Genomic DNA, 15,789 nt, shown 5'->3' on the forward strand with positions numbered 1-15,789 from the left:
TTAATAATATACGAAGTAGCACCATGTGCTAATTAGCGTTAAAATTATATTTGCAATTAAAATACATTTGTAATTAAAAAAATCACAAAACAAAGCTATTTTATAAAAAAATTTATTTACTTTTATTTTTATATGAATAATATTTTTAATCTATTTTGTTTTTCATGAATAAAAAAACTTTGACAAAATTACCCTGTTAGCATGATGCTGCTGTCCATCGCCCTGCCATAACGTGAAAGGAGAAATCATTTGCAATTTATCAACAAGCTAAAAAAACATATAATTAGAATGGGTTTATCTCCTGTCCTATTGCTACCCATCGCCAATGGCGTCCAGGCAAGTGATTTTGTCAATTTTCAATCAGTTGATACCAGCCTTTACTTTCAATTCGAAAACAAAGTTGCTCCCCAGAAAACCATTTCTCCCATTGTAGAAGCCTTTGGTGATTACAAAATCGGCGATATGTATGTCTACAGTATTTGGCAAAATTCACTACAGCATGACTATAAAGGTGATAAAAGCACCTATTACTATAAGTTCGTACCAAGACTCAGCGCCAGTAAAATCACGGGATATGATCTTTCCTATGGCCCATTAAAAGATGTGCTGTTTGCGCAGTGGATTGCTAAAACCAAAAACGTAAAATATGACTATTTCCCCGGTATCAGTCTTGATTGGCAAGTGGACGGGTTCAGTTGGTTGCGCACTATCTTTTATTTTGAAAATAATGCCAAAGGGAGTTGGGACGATCAGCGCATCCATATTGATTATGGTATTCCTTTCAGCAACCAATTGGGGGATTTCCGCATCGTCGGAACTTTCGACTATACACTGGGGTTAGGCGATAATCCTGAAATGATCGATTTCAAGCCTGAATTGCATTATGACTTGGGAAAAAAATTAGGGTATCAGCCTGGTCATTTGTGGACAGGGATTGTTGTGAATCCGGTTAAAAATAAGTACAAAATAAAAGATACATCTGATTTTCGCACGAATCAATTTAGCTACGGGGTGTTTATTCGATACAGCTTTTTCTAATAAACACATAAAATAGTGCCGTTTTTAATGGTTTATATCCTTGATGGGGTCACAATGTCCATTCAACACGACAAATTCGGGCGTACTTATCAGTGGTTTTTGCTGATACTTTTAGGCATGGTTTATTTTTTATCCACAGCAACTACCTTTACGTCATTGGGTGTTGTCTTGCCCAGCATGATTGATGAACTGGGCTGGAGTTGGACGAATGCTGGTTTAGGGTTCACCCTGCTTGGGCTGACCTGCGGGCTATCCAGTTTTTTACCAACGATATTTATCCGTAAGGCTGGTGTTCGCTTTACTTTGTTCATTGGCCTGCTGATTTTTCTGGCTGGTTTCTACAACCTTTATCACACACATGTTATTTCATCGTATTTTATTGGTACGGCTTTAATCGGTATCGGTTTTACCTTTTTGGCTACCGTTCCGGGCACTTATGTGATTTCACGGCTATATGAGAAACAGTCTCTTGCTTTTGGCTTCTATTTCACGATTGGTGGATTGGGCGGCGTCATTGGCCCGTGGATCTATTTTCTCGCAACCCGGATTTGGGGGACGTGGCGGATGCACTGGATGATTTCTGCCATTGTACTCACTATTTTCGTTATCCTGACGATGATTACCCTTCGGGAAGGAAAACGGGAAATTGCCCACGCCAAGGCGGTAAATCAAAAACATAACAACCAGGATACCTCCGGTATTTATCGCACTAAGCAGCGCTGGACTGCGCATCAAGCACTGCGGACATGGCAATTCTACGTGATTGCGGCAACTTATACTGCGTTTTTATGGTGTGGTATTACGGTCAATAGCTTTGCGGTTGCCCATATTATCGAAAATGGTTTCAGCGAAGCCATTGCCGCTGGGCTACTGAGCACGATGGCCTTTATTAATGCGTTTTCCCGATTGGCCGGTGGTGCCGTCGGGGAGTGGATAGATCCGAAAAAATTACTCATTGGCAGCCTGGCTATCATCATTCTTGGCCTGATTGCATTGAGTATCGCTTCTTCATGGCCGTTCTTGATCGCATTTACCCTGTTTGTCGGCATGGGCTACGGGATGACTTTCCTCGCTTCCAGTGTATTGCTGGCTAACTATTTTGGCCGCAAGCCTTATCTGGAACTGTTTTCAATCATGAATCTGATTTCTACACTGGCGTGTCTGGCACCTTTTTTTGCCGGTGCCATCAAAGATTATTCAGGTAGTTTTACTTCAGCATTCTTAATTATTGCTATCCCCGTACTTGTTGTTCTTGTCGTAACATTGATGATGAAACCGCCTGCTCAGAAAATTAAAAAGCGCTCAATCGAAGACACTCAATTTACTGAATAGGGCCAAAATGAACTGAAACAACAATAAACAAGGAAATAGTGATGTCAAAGAAAGAGTTCGGTGTATTTCTGCCCATCGCCAAAGGTGGGTGGATCATCTCCAAAAACACGCCGCCACTGGATGCGTCTTATAAACAAAACCGTGAGGCTGCCATTCTGGCTGACCAGATTGGCCTTGATTTCATTATGTCCATGGGTAAATGGCGTGGATTCGGTGGAGAAACAGATCATTGGGGCAGCTCGCTTGAGTCCGTCACAATGATGGCAGGCATTGCCGAAGTTACCCACCGCGCAAAATTGATCGCTACAGTTCACGCCGGGCTACATAATCCGGCAGTGACCGCTAAAATGATCGCCACTCTGGATCATATTAGTCAGGGACGCGCAGGGCTGAATATTGTTTCCGGCTCATTCCGAGATGAATTTGAACAAATGGGTGAGTGGGATGATAGTCTGGATCATGACCAACGCTATGCCATGACGGAAGAGTGGACTCAGTTGATCAAACGACTTTGGCGTGAAAAACAAGTCACTCATGAAGGCACTTATTTTCATTTAAAACAGTGCGTTTCTGAACCAAAACCGCTTTCCCTTCCTCGTCCTTATTTAGTTTGTGCCGGCCAATCTGAGCAAGGGCTGCGTTTCAGTGTACGCCACACCGATGTTTGTTTTATCGGTGGCAAGGATGAGGCAGAAACTCGCAATATCAGTTTAACTGCAAAGCGTATCGCCGCTGAGTACAACACAACCACCAAGACATTCTGCATGTGTACCGTCATTTGTGCCGAAACAGATGCCTATGCTGAAACCCTTGCCCAGTTCTACCGTCAGGGTTTGGATGTGGAAGCCGTCAAAAATATGATGCGCAGTTTTGGCGTCGATATGGATGGAAAAAGCAATGCGATGGTCGAGCGCTCACAAAATGCCTTTATGACCCATACTGCCATCGGTGCACCAGATACCTGCTATAAGCAACTGGTTGATTTAATCCGTACTTGTGACCTGGATGGTATTATGTTGATTTTCCCCGATTACATAAAGGGGTTAAAGGTTTTCGGGGATCAGCTCCTGCCTAAATTAAGAGAGGAATTTGCCTGATTGTTTCCAGCCTGATTGTTTCCAGCCAGCTTGCTGATAAACCTCGTTTTTTCAAACGAGGTTTATTTCATCATTATTATTAATGATAAACCGAAAATAGGCGGGAATTATTCAGGCAAGCGCCGATATTGCCCTTGCCCCCGCAATAACCGAATTCCCAACCAACCACCACATAATGAAAGCAGTAAGCTGCTGATAAGGGGAAGTAAAATCCACATCTGCCATTGCGGTTGCCATGGGAAATTAAAGACTTGGGTTTGCAATAACCAGAGTGCAATTTCTGCACCAAATGCCGCAGCCACCCCCGCCATAAAGCCAAGCAGTGCAAATTCACTCCACAGTGTACGACGCAGAAGTTTTTTGCTCGCCCCCAATGTGCGGTATACCACCAATTCAAGCTGACGCTGGCTCATACCGACCTGAATTTGTGCCAGTAATAACAATCCACCACAAACCATAACCAGAACGACCATGATTTCCAACGCCTTGCTGACTTGCTGCAAGATACCTTGTATTTGTTTGATTATCGAACCAACATCCAACATGCTGATTGTCGGGAAATGCCGATTAATTTCTGTCAGCAACCGTCCATCACCTTCATAATGGAAGCTGGTCAGCCACATTGCCGGCTGATTTTCCAACGTCTCTTTAGAGAAGATAAAAAAGAAGTTCGGATTCACGCTTTCCCAATCCACCTTACGAATACTGCTTACCGTAGCCTGAAATATCCGGGTATCACCGGTGAATGAGAGCTTATCTCCCACATTGATTTGCAGCCGTTCAGCAACGCCCTGTTCCATGGAAACTTCGTTTGGCTTCGGTGGCCATGTTCCCTCAACAAGGGTATTAAAAGGCGGTAATTCTGATTTCCATGTTAAGTTCAGTTCGCGACGCACCGTTGTACTATTAGGATGCCTTTCGTCAGCCCATTCAATGGCTGATTGACCATTTACTTCCGTCAACCGCGCCAACACCACAGGATAAAACTCAGTGGGTTTGACCTGATATTTATTCAACATATCATTAACCTGGGTAATTTGTGGTTTAGTTATGTTAAGCAGGAAATAATTCGGGCTATCAGGCGGCAACTGTTGCTGCCACTGATTCAATAAATCGCCCCTTGCCATAATAAGCAAGGCCAACAGCATAAATGACAGTGAAAATGCAGCCAATTGTGTCATGGTCTGAAATGGGCGGCATAATAGACGATTAACGGCCAAGCGCAGGCTTAATTGGCTGAATGTCACGCGGCGCAATATCCATAAGCCGCCCCATCCCAATAACGCCAATAACAATGCGATAACGGGTACTCCCGCCAGCAATGACCATAGCAGCGGCTTAGTTCCTGCCAGTAAGACCAACCCTCCCGTCACAATTAAGGCTACCGCAGGCAGGTAGTAACGCAATGGCCAGATAGTCGCAGTAACATCACTTCTCAATACGCGTGAAGGCTGGGTAGCCATTAATTGGCGATAAGGGCGAATTCCCACCAACAAGGCAATGCCAAATAAGGTGCCAATTGCCCATATCCACGGCCACATTCCCGCTTCCGGCAACATCTTAGGCAGCATTCCGGCTAAAATCCGAATCAAGGCGGATTCAAAAACCAGCCCTAAAACAGAACCTACCGCAACCGCGGCCAGCAATATCACCAACCACTGCCCAATAATCCACTGCCGCAAAGCCCAACGCCCTGCTCCCAATGTTTTCAGGATGGCAATCAAATTATGTCGGCTGCGGCAATAATGCGTCATGGAAACCGCCATCGCAGCCACAGCAAGCAATAATGTCAACAAGGCTGATAAGAGTAAAAATTGCTGGGCACGCTCAATGGATTGCGCTAATGCACTATTATCCTGTTTTAGCGTTAACCAACGTTGATCTGCTTTTAATTGCGGATCAACGAATTGCTGGAAGGATTGGATAGCCGACGGAGAACCCGAAAACATATAGCGATAAGTTAATCGGCTACCCGGTTGGATTGCCCCTGTCGCTTTGGCATCCTCAATATTGATTAAGATTCGAGGAGAAATCTGGAATGGACTAAAGCCACTGTCAGGCTCTTGCAGCAATTCCCCACTTACTTTTAGGGTGGTATCCCCAACGTCAAGTTTATCCCCGACATTAATACCCAATAATGTCAGCAATCGTGGTGCCACCAGCACAGAACCTTTTTCCGGTTTTAACCCCCCAGGGTGGGTTTCCAGCTCTCCATATAACGGATAACGATCATCAGCCGCCTTCACCTGAGCTAATTGCGGAATATCTCCCGCGTACGTCATGGTCGAAAACGAGATCTGACGACTCAGAGTCAGCCCTTGATCCTGCGCTCTTTTAAGCCAACCTTCATCAACGGGATACGAAGCCCTCAAGACCAGATCCCCCGCCAGAAAGTCACGGCTTTGATAATGCACACTTTGATCAATGCGATCACTAATCCGCCCCAAGGCCAGCACACAAGCGACTGCCAATGTCAGGGACAACCAGACAATCAGAAGAGACGGGGTACGCCATTCACGCCAAAACCAGCGCCAAATCATGCTTCCTCCCGCAATTTGCCATCCACCAAACGTAAACGATGCTGACAGCGGGCAGCGAGTTGACTGTCATGGGTCACCAGAATCAAAGTCGTGGCGTAATCATGATTGAGGGAAAACAATAAATCAGCAATGCGATCACCTGTCTGGCGATCAAGATTACCTGTTGGTTCATCAGCAAACAGAATTTTGGGGCGGGTACAGAACGCCCGGGCCAAAGCCACCCGCTGCTGTTCTCCGCCTGAAAGTTGGGCCGGCATATGTTTTAGGCGTTTTCCCAATCCTAACTGTTCAAGTAATTCGATGGCTTGCTGACGACTTTGATTTTCTGACTCACCACGCAACAACGCGGGAAGCTGGACATTCTCTAAAGCGTTCAAGGTAGGGATCAACATAAACGATTGGAAAACAAAACCCACATTTTCTGCCCTTAATTGCGCTCTTTCCTCTTCATTCATGCGGCTGATATTTTGCCCCAACAGGTGAACCTCTCCCCCGCTACCATCATCCAATCCGGCAATAATTCCCAAAAGGGTTGATTTGCCCGATCCTGATTCACCAATTAATGCAATTGTCTGTGCTGGCTCGACAACCAACTCAATACCTTGCAATATATTAATTACCTCTTCCCCTTGACCGACATGTTTAGTGAGATGATGAACTTCAAGAATACTTTCTACAGCCATGTATTTTTCCTTTTATTGTTGGTTCTATGCAGCGCCAGAGCGGTGGCGGCTGATACCCTGCTGATATTGGGTGATAGCCTCAGTGCCGGGTATCGCCTGCCCGTTGAACATTCGTGGCCCAGACTAATGGCAAAGCAATGGCAGCAAGCTGGAAAAAAAACAACCATCGTTAACGGCAGCATCAGCGGCAATACGACAGCACAGGCATTTGAACGTCTGCCTGAATTATTGAAACAACACAATCCCAAGTGGGTTCTGATAGAGCTTGGTGCAAATGATGGATTGCGTGGTTTTCCCGTTAAAAACATAGAGCAAGATTTGCAACAGGGCATTACTTTGATCAAACAAGCCGGCGCGCAACCACTGTTAATGCAAATCCGGATTTCACCTAATTATGGAAAACGCTATACCGAATCCTTTGCAAAAATTTATCCTGCACTGGCTGAACGCAACCAAATTCCTCTGCTACCATTTTTCATGGAGCACGTTGTTATTAAACCAGAATGGATGCAAGATGATGGGATGCACCCCAATCAAGCTGCGCAGCCTTTTATTGCTGATTGGATGTCCAATAAACTATCGGCATATATCAACCATTCTTAATAGCTTACTCTAAAAGACTATTTTATTTGTCATTTTGTGCGCAGTCAGTATTCAGGCTATCTGCAACAATAAACGCTTACTGAGAGTAAGCGTTTAATCAAAATATTTCTCAATAGTAAATCATTTATTTCCATAAATTGATGCAGATAAACAGGTAAATTTATGCAAAAAGCTATTCTTATTACAGGGTGTTCCAGTGGGATCGGGTTAGCGGCGGCCAAAACACTCCATCAACGCGGTTACCGTGTGCTTGCAGCCTGCCGCAAGCCTGATGATTTGGCTCATATGCGTGAGTTGGAATTCGAACCGATTGAACTGGATTTAGACGATAAAGAAAGTGTTGAACGTGCAGCCAAAACAGTAATCGAATTAACCAATGGCCGTTTATTTGGGCTATTCAATAATGGCGGATTCGGCGTTTATGGCCCATTGGAAAGCATTTCTCGTGAACAGATGGAAAAACAATTTTCCACGAATTTTTTTGGTACTCACCAACTTACCTGCTTATTACTGCCAGCCATACGTGCTTATGGCGCAGGACGGATTGTCCAGACCAGTTCTGTTATGGGGCTACTTTCAACTCCTGGGCGTGGAGCCTATGCTGCCAGTAAATATGCCCTCGAAGCATGGTCAGATGCCTTGCGAGGAGAATTAGCAAAAACAGGCATTAAAGTCAGCCTGATAGAACCAGGCCCAATTAATACACGTTTTACGGAGAATGTGAATCAAACGCAGCAAGATCATCCTGTCGAAAACCCGAGCCTTGCCAGTCGTTTTACACTGATGCCTGAAGATGTTGTTTCGAAACTGATTCACGCCTTGGAAAGTCCCAACCCCAAATTACGTTATTCTGTTACATTATTAACTCACGTCGTAAAAGTGTCGCGTCGTATACTCCCGGAAAGATGGCTCGATAAAATCGTACGTTGGCAAAGCTAAGACTAATAAAAGCTAATAGACATTGAAAAACGTACAAACGGGTCTTATTTATTCATGTAATCGCCCAGCAACGAATCAGAGAGAAACGCCCATGGAACCCACAGTGAATACAAACAATAGTACTGCCTATATCATTAATATTGATGAATTAAATATTTCTCAAATTGTTCAGCACTCACTCACCCAACTCGTCGTATTCTACTTTTGGTCTCCGCAAGACCTGCATTGCCATGAATTAGAAGCAACCCTTGATAAAATTGCACACGAATATGCCGGGCAATTTATTCTGGCTAAAGTCAATTGTGACCAACTTCCTCATTTTGCTGCACAATTTGGGGTACGTGGCTTGCCTACGGTACTGTTTGTGCAGGAAGCCCGGCCTGTTCAGGGCTTTGAAGGCATTCAAACAGATGAATCTATCAGAAAAATTTTTTCCCAGCTTCTGATCCAAGAGGAAAAATCACCATTAGAGCAAGTGGATGCTCTTCTTGCCGAAGGCAAAAATCAGGAAGCATTGTCTTTATTGAAAGAAATTCACAAAGAAACGCCTCAAGATACTGAGATTACTTTATTGTTAACCCAAGTGTATCTTTTGCTCAATCACCTTGAAGACGCCCAAAAACTGCTGGATACCGTTCCATTAGAAGAGCAGGACGAACGCTATCATGCGTTACTTGAACACATTAAGTCCCAGAAAGAGGCCGCAGATTCACCTGAGATTCGACAACTACAGCAAGAGTTGGCGACTCAACCAGAAAATGCAGAACTTGCCATTCAACTTGCGTCAAAATTACACGATGTCGGGCGTGATGAAGAAGCTCTTGAATTGCTGTTAGGCTTTTTGAAAAAAGATCTTGCGGCTGCCGATGGCGCAGTGAAAAAGACAATGATGGATATTATTTCTGCACTGGGCATCGGGGATGCACTGGCATCTAAATATCGCCGTCATGTATACTCTTTACTTCATTAAGTAAAGAAAACTTATATATTCCATAATTAACGAATAAGGGAATTGTTATGGATTTACTCTCTCTTGGTGCGGTACCAATCCTCATCATTATTGCTGTCGTTATCGTCTTTACCTGTGTGAAGACTGTTCCACAAGGCTATCAATGGACGGTTGAACGCTTTGGGCGTTATACCCGTACATTGACGCCCGGCCTGCATATCATCATGCCATTTGTTGATCGCATTGGCCGTAGAATCAATATGATGGAACAAGTTCTGGATATTCCATCACAAGAAGTCATCTCTCGCGATAATGCGAACGTGACCATTGATGCAGTCTGCTTTATTCAAGTGGTCGATCCGGTACGGGCGGCTTATGAAGTCAGCAATCTGGAGTTGTCCATCATTAATCTGACTATGACCAACTTCCGTACCGTGCTGGGTTCAATGGAACTGGACGAAATGCTGTCTCAGCGCGATTCCATCAACAGCCGTCTGCTGACAATCGTTGATGAAGCCACCAACCCTTGGGGAGTTAAGATCACCCGTATTGAGATCCGCGATGTGCGTCCACCTAAAGAATTGATCTCTGCGATGAATGCTCAGATGAAAGCTGAACGTACCAAACGTGCAGATATTCTTGAGGCGGAAGGTATTCGTCAGGCAGCCATTTTGAAAGCGGAAGGGGAAAAGCAATCACAAATCCTGAAAGCAGAGGGTGAACGTCAATCTGCCTTCCTTCAGGCGGAAGCCCGTGAACGCGCCGCAGAAGCAGAAGCACGTGCAACTAAAATGGTTTCTGATGCCATTGCCGATGGTGATATGCAGGCAATTAACTACTTCGTCGCCCAAAAATATACTGATGCCCTCACCAACATTGGTGCCGCAAATAACAGCAAAGTTATTATGATGCCACTTGAGGCCAGCAACTTGATGGGAGCCATTGGTGGTATTGCTGAATTAATTGGCGAAAGCAAGAAGAGCAAACAGGATAAATAACCATGATTGAACAGATCGCCACTCAGCCAGCTTGGTTCTGGCTCTGTTTTGGTGGACTGCTTCTGATTGCGGAATTGCTGGGAGCGGGGGGATATCTATTGTGGACAGGAACCGCAGCCGTCATTGTTGCCCTGATCACATGGATTTTCCCCAATATGGGCTGGGAACTGCAAGGCATTCTGTTTGCTGTTCTGACCTTGCTTTCTGTTATTGCATGGCGTAGCTGGCTACGCCACCGCCCACGCCAAGCGAGTGATAAAGTTCTTAATCAGAAAAATCACCAATTAATTGGCCTGCGTACCCGTTTAATCACGGATACCGAAAACGGTTTGGGGCGAGTCAAACTGGCTGATGGCAGTTGGCGCGTTCATTGTGACCGGGATCTCCCGGCCAATACTGAAGTTGAAGTCATCGCCGTTGACGGAATCACATTAAAGGTGAGACCGATTCCCCATTAACAGTGATGGTAACAGCAGCCAGATAAATGCTCAATGATGGGGCAATCCGCTCCATCATCTCCCGGACATTCAGCCGCCAATACCAGCAACTTTTCCTTGATCTTTTGCAATTCCACAATCGTCTTTTCTATTTCAGCCACTTTTTGGAGAGTCGCTGTTTTTACATCTGCACTGTGACGACTGGGGTTACGAAATAATCGCAACAATTCGCGACATTCCCCCAGCGTAAACCCAACTTCTTTCGCCTGACGCAGGAGTACCAACTCATCAATGTGCTTTTGCTGATAATAACGATAGCCATTATCTCCCCGCTCCGGCGCAGTAATCAGCTCTTTTTCTTCATAAAACCGGATAGCTTTACTGGTCAAACCGGTCTTCTGGGCAATTTCACTGATATTCATAATTCCCCCTTGACCTTCCCCTTGCAGGAAGGTTTAGCCTTAATGATAAGTATACCACTCTGTATCAGGAGATATTGTTATGTCCACAACAACCATTCTTGCACTTCAAGGCTTAACTTGTATGCATTGTGTTGGTACCGTCAAAAAAGCACTGGAAAAAATAGCCGGTGTTGAACAGGTCGATGTGAGTTTAAATTATGCCAAAGTTATCGGCGATGTCTCGTCTGATGTATTAATTGCAGCGATTATCGCCGAAGATTATGCCGCTTCTGTTGCCACGCAACCTGATATTGAATTGCGGCTATCAGGTTTAAGCTGCATGAGATGTGCAGGTAAAACACAAAAAGCATTAGAAACTGTCGAAGGTGTCATCGCTACAGAAGTCGATACTCAAACCGCAAAGATCTACGGTAAAGCAGAGAGCAGCGTTTTAATTAATGCCGTCAAACAAGCCGGATACCAGGCCGAATTAGCCTTCCCAAAAACTGAGCCGCTGACAACATCTGTTCCACAAACTCCGGAGTCTTTGGCAGCGGCAATATTTTCCTCCTCAATAAAAGTATCTCCGGTAAAAGCGTCTCCAATAAAAACAAGTGCAATTGAAACAGCGCCAATTGAGCACGACAAAATCAACGTTGTTGATGATGACAGTGTTCAGCTATTACTGGATGGCATGAGTTGTGCCAGTTGCGTCAGCAAAGTACAAAAAGCACTGCAATCCGTTGATGGTGTAGAGCACGCCAGAGTCAATCTTGCGGAAAGAAGCGCATTGGTCACAGGCAATGCCTCACCAAATGCCTTGGTTGAAGCGGTCATCAAAGCCGGTTATGGCGCAGAAATCATTCAGGATGAAACGGAACGCCGTGAACGCCAGCAACAAGTTGCGCAAGCCAATATGCGCCGTTTTCGCTGGCAGTCAGCCTTTGCTTTAATCGTTGGGATACCTGTCATGATTTGGGGCATGATGGGTGATAATATGATGCTCACACCGTCAAACCACACTATTTGGCTGACTATTGGGCTATTGACACTTGCTGTCATGGTCTTTGCTGGTGGGCATTTTTATCGCAATGCGTGGCAAAGCCTGAAAAATGGCAGCGCAACTATGGATACATTGGTAGCCCTCGGTACTGGCGCAGCATGGCTCTATTCAATAAGCGTCAATTTGTGGCCTGAGATCTTCCCTCCACAAGCTCGTCATCTTTATTATGAAGCCAGCGCCATGATCATTGGTTTAATCAACCTTGGTCATGCCTTGGAACAACGGGTCCGTCAACGTTCTTCCAAAGCACTTGAACGATTATTAGATTTAACGCCTCCAACAGCTCGTGTGGTCACTACGGAAGGCGAAAAAACACTGCCACTCGCTGATGTTAAACCTAATATGACATTACGTCTGGTAACAGGAGACCGTGTTCCTGTCGATGGTGAAATCATCCAGGGTACGGTTTGGCTGGATGAAGCCATGCTGACCGGAGAACCCATTCCTCAACAAAAATCCATCGGGGATGCTGTACATGCCGGTACCGTTGTTCAGGATGGAACGGTATTGTTTAAAGCCAATGCAGTCGGCAGCCAAACCACGCTGTCACGCATTATTAAATTAGTGCGTCAGGCACAAAGCAGTAAACCAGAAATCGGCCAACTGGCAGATAAAATATCATCAATATTTGTGCCTGTTGTTGTTGCCATCGCCCTGATTGCTGGCGCTATCTGGTACTTTATCGGCCCTGCTCCACAAATCATGTACGCGTTGGTCATCGTGACTACGGTGCTGATTATCGCCTGCCCCTGCGCACTTGGGCTGGCAACACCCATGTCCATCATCTCTGGGGTGGGACGGGCAGCAGAGTTAGGTGTATTGGTACGCGATGCCGATGCACTGCAACAAGCCAGCCAATTGGATACGATTGTCTTTGATAAAACCGGCACCTTGACCGAAGGCATGCCTCAGGTGTCAGAGATCCATACCTTTAACGGCTTTACCGAAGAACAAGTATTGGTATGGGCGGGTGCCTTGGAAAATGGTTCAAACCATCCTCTGGCAAAAGCCATTTTAGATAAAGTTGAAGGACAAAAGTTACCTGAAATACAACAGTTCCGCACATTAACGGGACTCGGAATACGCGGAGAGATTGGTGATACCACTCTGTTATTGGGTAACCAAAAATTGCTTGAGCAAAATCAGGTTGAAACCGCAGAATTAAAGCCATTAATTGCCGCACAGGCAGGAAAAGGCATCACTCCCGTTATTCTGGCTGTTAATGGGAAAGTCGCGGCCCTGTTTTCCATCCGGGATCCCTTGCGTCAAGATACTATTTCTGCCCTGCAACGTTTACACCATCAAGGCTATCGTTTGGTCATGTTGACAGGAGATAATCCAGTGACAGCCAATGCCATTGCGAAAGAGGCCGGGATTGATCAGGTGATTGCCGGTGTCCTGCCTGATGGCAAAGCAGCAGCCATTCAAGCGCTCCAGACAGAAGGTAAAAAAGTGGCCATGATCGGTGATGGCATTAATGATGCTCCCGCATTAGCACAGGCAGATGTCGGCATCGCCATGGGAGGTGGCAGTGATATTGCCATTGAAACGGCATCGATTACTCTTATGCGCCATAGTCTGCACGGTGTTGCTGATGCGGTTGAATTATCCAGAGGAACATTGCGCAATATGAAACAGAACCTGTTTGGGGCCTTTGTCTACAATACATTAGGCATCCCAATTGCAGCAGGTATCTTATATCCTTTCACAGGCACATTACTGAATCCTGTCGTTGCTGGTGCGGCAATGGCACTATCTTCAATTACTGTCGTGAGTAATGCCAATCGATTATTGCGCTTCAAGACAAAATCCTAAAATAACATTCAGAAAGTTTTCTCCAACCGATGAAAAGCTAAACATATTTGGTTTGGCTTTTCATCCCGCACTTTTCCCCCTTTCCTGTTAACTCTTAACGGGTTAGCATACCCTTCAATGCCAACCACCGGAGTATGCAAAGTGGGAAAATTAATGAAATATTTCAACAAAATATTAGGGCTAAATTCTCAACGGCATTACCCCTATCCTGCTTTTGACATTAATCTTAATCAAAACATACAATTACATGTTGTTGGCAGTATTCATATGGGAACAGAAAATATGCTCCCACTTTCGGAAGTACTGCTCGATCAACTAGAACAATCTGATGCTCTGATTGTCGAAGCTGATATCACACAGGTTGACTCTCCTTTCAAGGAACAGTTTCCTGAGCAAGTTGCCCTGTCACAGCGTTTATCCTCCGAACACTTTGAGCGCTTACAGCACTACTGCCGGGAGATCCAGCATCCTGTTGCTCTTCTTGATTCATTGCCGTCATGGCAAGTCGCATTAATATTACAAGCCGCTCAAGCCCAATATTTAGGATTACGTCCTCAATACGGCATTGATTACCAATTGCTGAACAGTGCAAAAGCCATCAATACACCTATTATCGAATTGGAAGGAACGGATACGCAGGTTAATCTACTCACCTGCCTGCCAAATGGCGGCCTTTCTCTGTTGGAAGATACAATTATCCATTGGCATACTAATGCCCGTGCTTTGCAGACTATGATTAGCTGGTGGATGAATTATAAACCTGAGCAACAAGATCAGATACTGCCGATGACATTCTGTGAAGAGATTTATCAAAGTCTAATGATTGAACGCAACCATCAATGGAGTGAGCAATTACATCGCTTACCAGAAGGAAAATATCTGGTTGCTGTAGGAGCCTTACATCTTCACGGCGAGAATAATTTACAACAAATGCTGTTAAAACCGCAGGAATAACAACGTATTCACCTATCTCATTTCCGTAGATAAATAGTTACAGGAAAAAAACATGACTCCCGCTGTTGTTTTGCTGGAAAAGCAAAAAATCAATTTCAAACTTCATCCTTATGAACATGATGCCAATGAACATAATTTCGGTGATGAAGTAGTTAAAAAACTCGGCTTAGATGCTAATCAGGTTTTTAAGACACTATTGGTCTCATTGAATGGCGATGCCAAAAACCTTGCTGTTGCCGTTACGCCTGTTTCCGGGCAGCTCGATCTGAAAAAAATCGCCAAAGTTTTTAAAGCCAAGAAAGCAGATATGGCTGACCCTCTGCTGGCACAAAAAATTACCGGTTACCTCGTTGGCGGCATTAGCCCACTGGGACAAAAAAAGCGCCTACCGACTGTTATTGACATTCAGGCGCAAACTTTACCAACTCTGTTTATTTCCGGTGGCAAGCGTGGATTAGATATTGAATTATCACCCACTGACTTATGCCAACTACTTAATTGTTCATTTGCTGATATCGCTAAACATTGAAAATAAGTTTCAATCCTTATTGAAATTTTTCGAGCTGGCTCTGTTTTCTTTAAAACAGAGTCTTGTGCTATATGGCAATACCGATATACTTTCCTTACAGAGAAAAAACATTAATTACTATTTCAAGTAACTTAGTTAATCTAAATAAAAGAGGAATAAAATGGCCACCTCATCATTTTTCCGCCAAATTGTCATTACTGATCCCAAAGCAATTAAAATGCTAAGGAGAGCTAATAGAAAACCAAGAGAGAAGCATTTTGAAGAAATAGATTTTGAGGCGCAACAAAAAGAGGCGATAGAAATATTAAAGAAAAAATTCTCACTATAGGAAAAATATTATCAGTTTTTGGTGATGACAGAACAAAAGAGTATTTACTCTCTTTTTCCTGCCCATCAAACCGTGATGTAGAA

15 protein-coding genes are annotated in these 15,789 nt (G+C 44.6%); 12 read left to right on the forward strand and 3 right to left on the reverse strand.

Translation table 11 applies throughout. The annotated features are described in order from the left end of the window. Positions 1-249: 249 nt before the first annotated feature. Genes AB204_RS15280 through AB204_RS15290 form a run of 3 tightly spaced genes read left to right on the forward strand, consistent with a single transcriptional unit; the run spans position 250 to position 3,467 of the window. Positions 250-1,038, forward strand: a complete 789-nt coding sequence (locus tag AB204_RS15280; protein WP_235428103.1) for an outer membrane protein OmpK — start codon at positions 250-252, stop codon at positions 1,036-1,038. A gap of 54 nt (positions 1,039-1,092) precedes the next feature. After that, entirely contained in the window at positions 1,093-2,370 is a 1,278-nt protein-coding gene (locus AB204_RS15285; RefSeq protein ID WP_200898252.1) for an MFS transporter, read from the forward strand. A gap of 41 nt (positions 2,371-2,411) precedes the next feature. Beyond that, positions 2,412-3,467 carry an LLM class flavin-dependent oxidoreductase gene (locus AB204_RS15290; RefSeq protein WP_084728591.1) on the forward strand — a complete coding sequence of 352 codons (1,056 nt, stop codon included), beginning with the start codon at positions 2,412-2,414 and terminating at the stop codon, positions 3,465-3,467. Positions 3,468-3,574: 107 nt separating this feature from the next. Here the strand turns inward: AB204_RS15290 and ybbP are convergent, their stop codons facing one another. Together ybbP and ybbA are read right to left on the reverse strand one after the other, a co-directional pair. Beyond that, entirely contained in the window at positions 3,575-6,007 is a 2,433-nt protein-coding gene (gene ybbP / locus AB204_RS15295; RefSeq protein WP_047964237.1) for a putative ABC transporter permease subunit YbbP, read from the reverse strand. Next, positions 6,004-6,690, reverse strand: coding sequence for a putative ABC transporter ATP-binding protein YbbA (ybbA, locus tag AB204_RS15300; RefSeq protein ID WP_047964238.1), 687 nt, complete (start codon positions 6,688-6,690; stop codon positions 6,004-6,006). Before ybbA ends, ybbP begins: the two co-directional genes overlap by 4 nt. On the opposite strand from ybbA, the gene tesA reads away from it, so the two are divergent. The 5 genes from tesA to AB204_RS15325 all read left to right on the forward strand — a co-directional run bounded on the left by tesA (position 6,661) and on the right by AB204_RS15325 (position 10,637). Beyond that, positions 6,661-7,293, forward strand: a complete 633-nt coding sequence (tesA, locus tag AB204_RS15305; RefSeq protein WP_200898253.1) for a multifunctional acyl-CoA thioesterase I/protease I/lysophospholipase L1 — start codon at positions 6,661-6,663, stop codon at positions 7,291-7,293. The genes ybbA and tesA overlap by 30 nt on opposite strands. A gap of 162 nt (positions 7,294-7,455) precedes the next feature. After that, entirely contained in the window at positions 7,456-8,232 is a 777-nt protein-coding gene (locus tag AB204_RS15310) for an SDR family oxidoreductase (protein WP_047964240.1), read from the forward strand. Between the two features lie 91 nt (positions 8,233-8,323). After that, on the forward strand, positions 8,324-9,202 hold the full coding sequence (locus AB204_RS15315) for a thioredoxin family protein (RefSeq protein WP_047964241.1): 879 nt from the start codon (positions 8,324-8,326) through the stop codon (positions 9,200-9,202). 47 nt (positions 9,203-9,249) lie between these two features. After that, on the forward strand, positions 9,250-10,179 hold the full coding sequence (locus AB204_RS15320) for an SPFH domain-containing protein (protein WP_047964242.1): 930 nt from the start codon (positions 9,250-9,252) through the stop codon (positions 10,177-10,179). 2 nt (positions 10,180-10,181) lie between these two features. Next, positions 10,182-10,637: an NfeD family protein gene (locus AB204_RS15325; RefSeq protein ID WP_047964243.1), complete on the forward strand. Its 456-nt coding sequence runs from the start codon at positions 10,182-10,184 to the stop codon at positions 10,635-10,637. Here the strand turns inward: AB204_RS15325 and cueR are convergent. Next, positions 10,634-11,038, reverse strand: a complete 405-nt coding sequence (cueR, locus tag AB204_RS15330; RefSeq protein ID WP_047964244.1) for a Cu(I)-responsive transcriptional regulator — start codon at positions 11,036-11,038, stop codon at positions 10,634-10,636. The genes AB204_RS15325 and cueR overlap by 4 nt on opposite strands. Positions 11,039-11,117: 79 nt before the next feature. On the opposite strand from cueR, the gene copA reads away from it, so the two are divergent. The 4 genes from copA (at position 11,118) to AB204_RS23090 (ending at position 15,706) form a co-directional block, all read left to right on the forward strand. After that, a complete protein-coding gene (gene copA / locus AB204_RS15335) occupies positions 11,118-13,895 on the forward strand; it encodes a copper-exporting P-type ATPase CopA (protein ID WP_047964245.1) in 2,778 nt (925 codons plus the stop codon). Between the two features lie 141 nt (positions 13,896-14,036). Next, positions 14,037-14,849: a TraB/GumN family protein gene (locus tag AB204_RS15340; RefSeq protein WP_047964246.1), complete on the forward strand. Its 813-nt coding sequence runs from the start codon at positions 14,037-14,039 to the stop codon at positions 14,847-14,849. A gap of 52 nt (positions 14,850-14,901) precedes the next feature. Then, positions 14,902-15,378, forward strand: a complete 477-nt coding sequence (gene ybaK / locus AB204_RS15345; RefSeq protein WP_047964247.1) for a Cys-tRNA(Pro)/Cys-tRNA(Cys) deacylase YbaK — start codon at positions 14,902-14,904, stop codon at positions 15,376-15,378. Between the two features lie 160 nt (positions 15,379-15,538). Then, positions 15,539-15,706, forward strand: coding sequence for a hypothetical protein (locus AB204_RS23090; protein ID WP_167336749.1), 168 nt, complete (start codon positions 15,539-15,541; stop codon positions 15,704-15,706). The last annotated feature ends 83 nt before the right edge of the window (positions 15,707-15,789 follow it).

It is taken from the genome of Xenorhabdus khoisanae (genome assembly GCF_001037465.1).
In the GTDB taxonomy this organism is placed as follows: Bacteria; Pseudomonadota; Gammaproteobacteria; order Enterobacterales; family Enterobacteriaceae; genus Xenorhabdus; species Xenorhabdus khoisanae.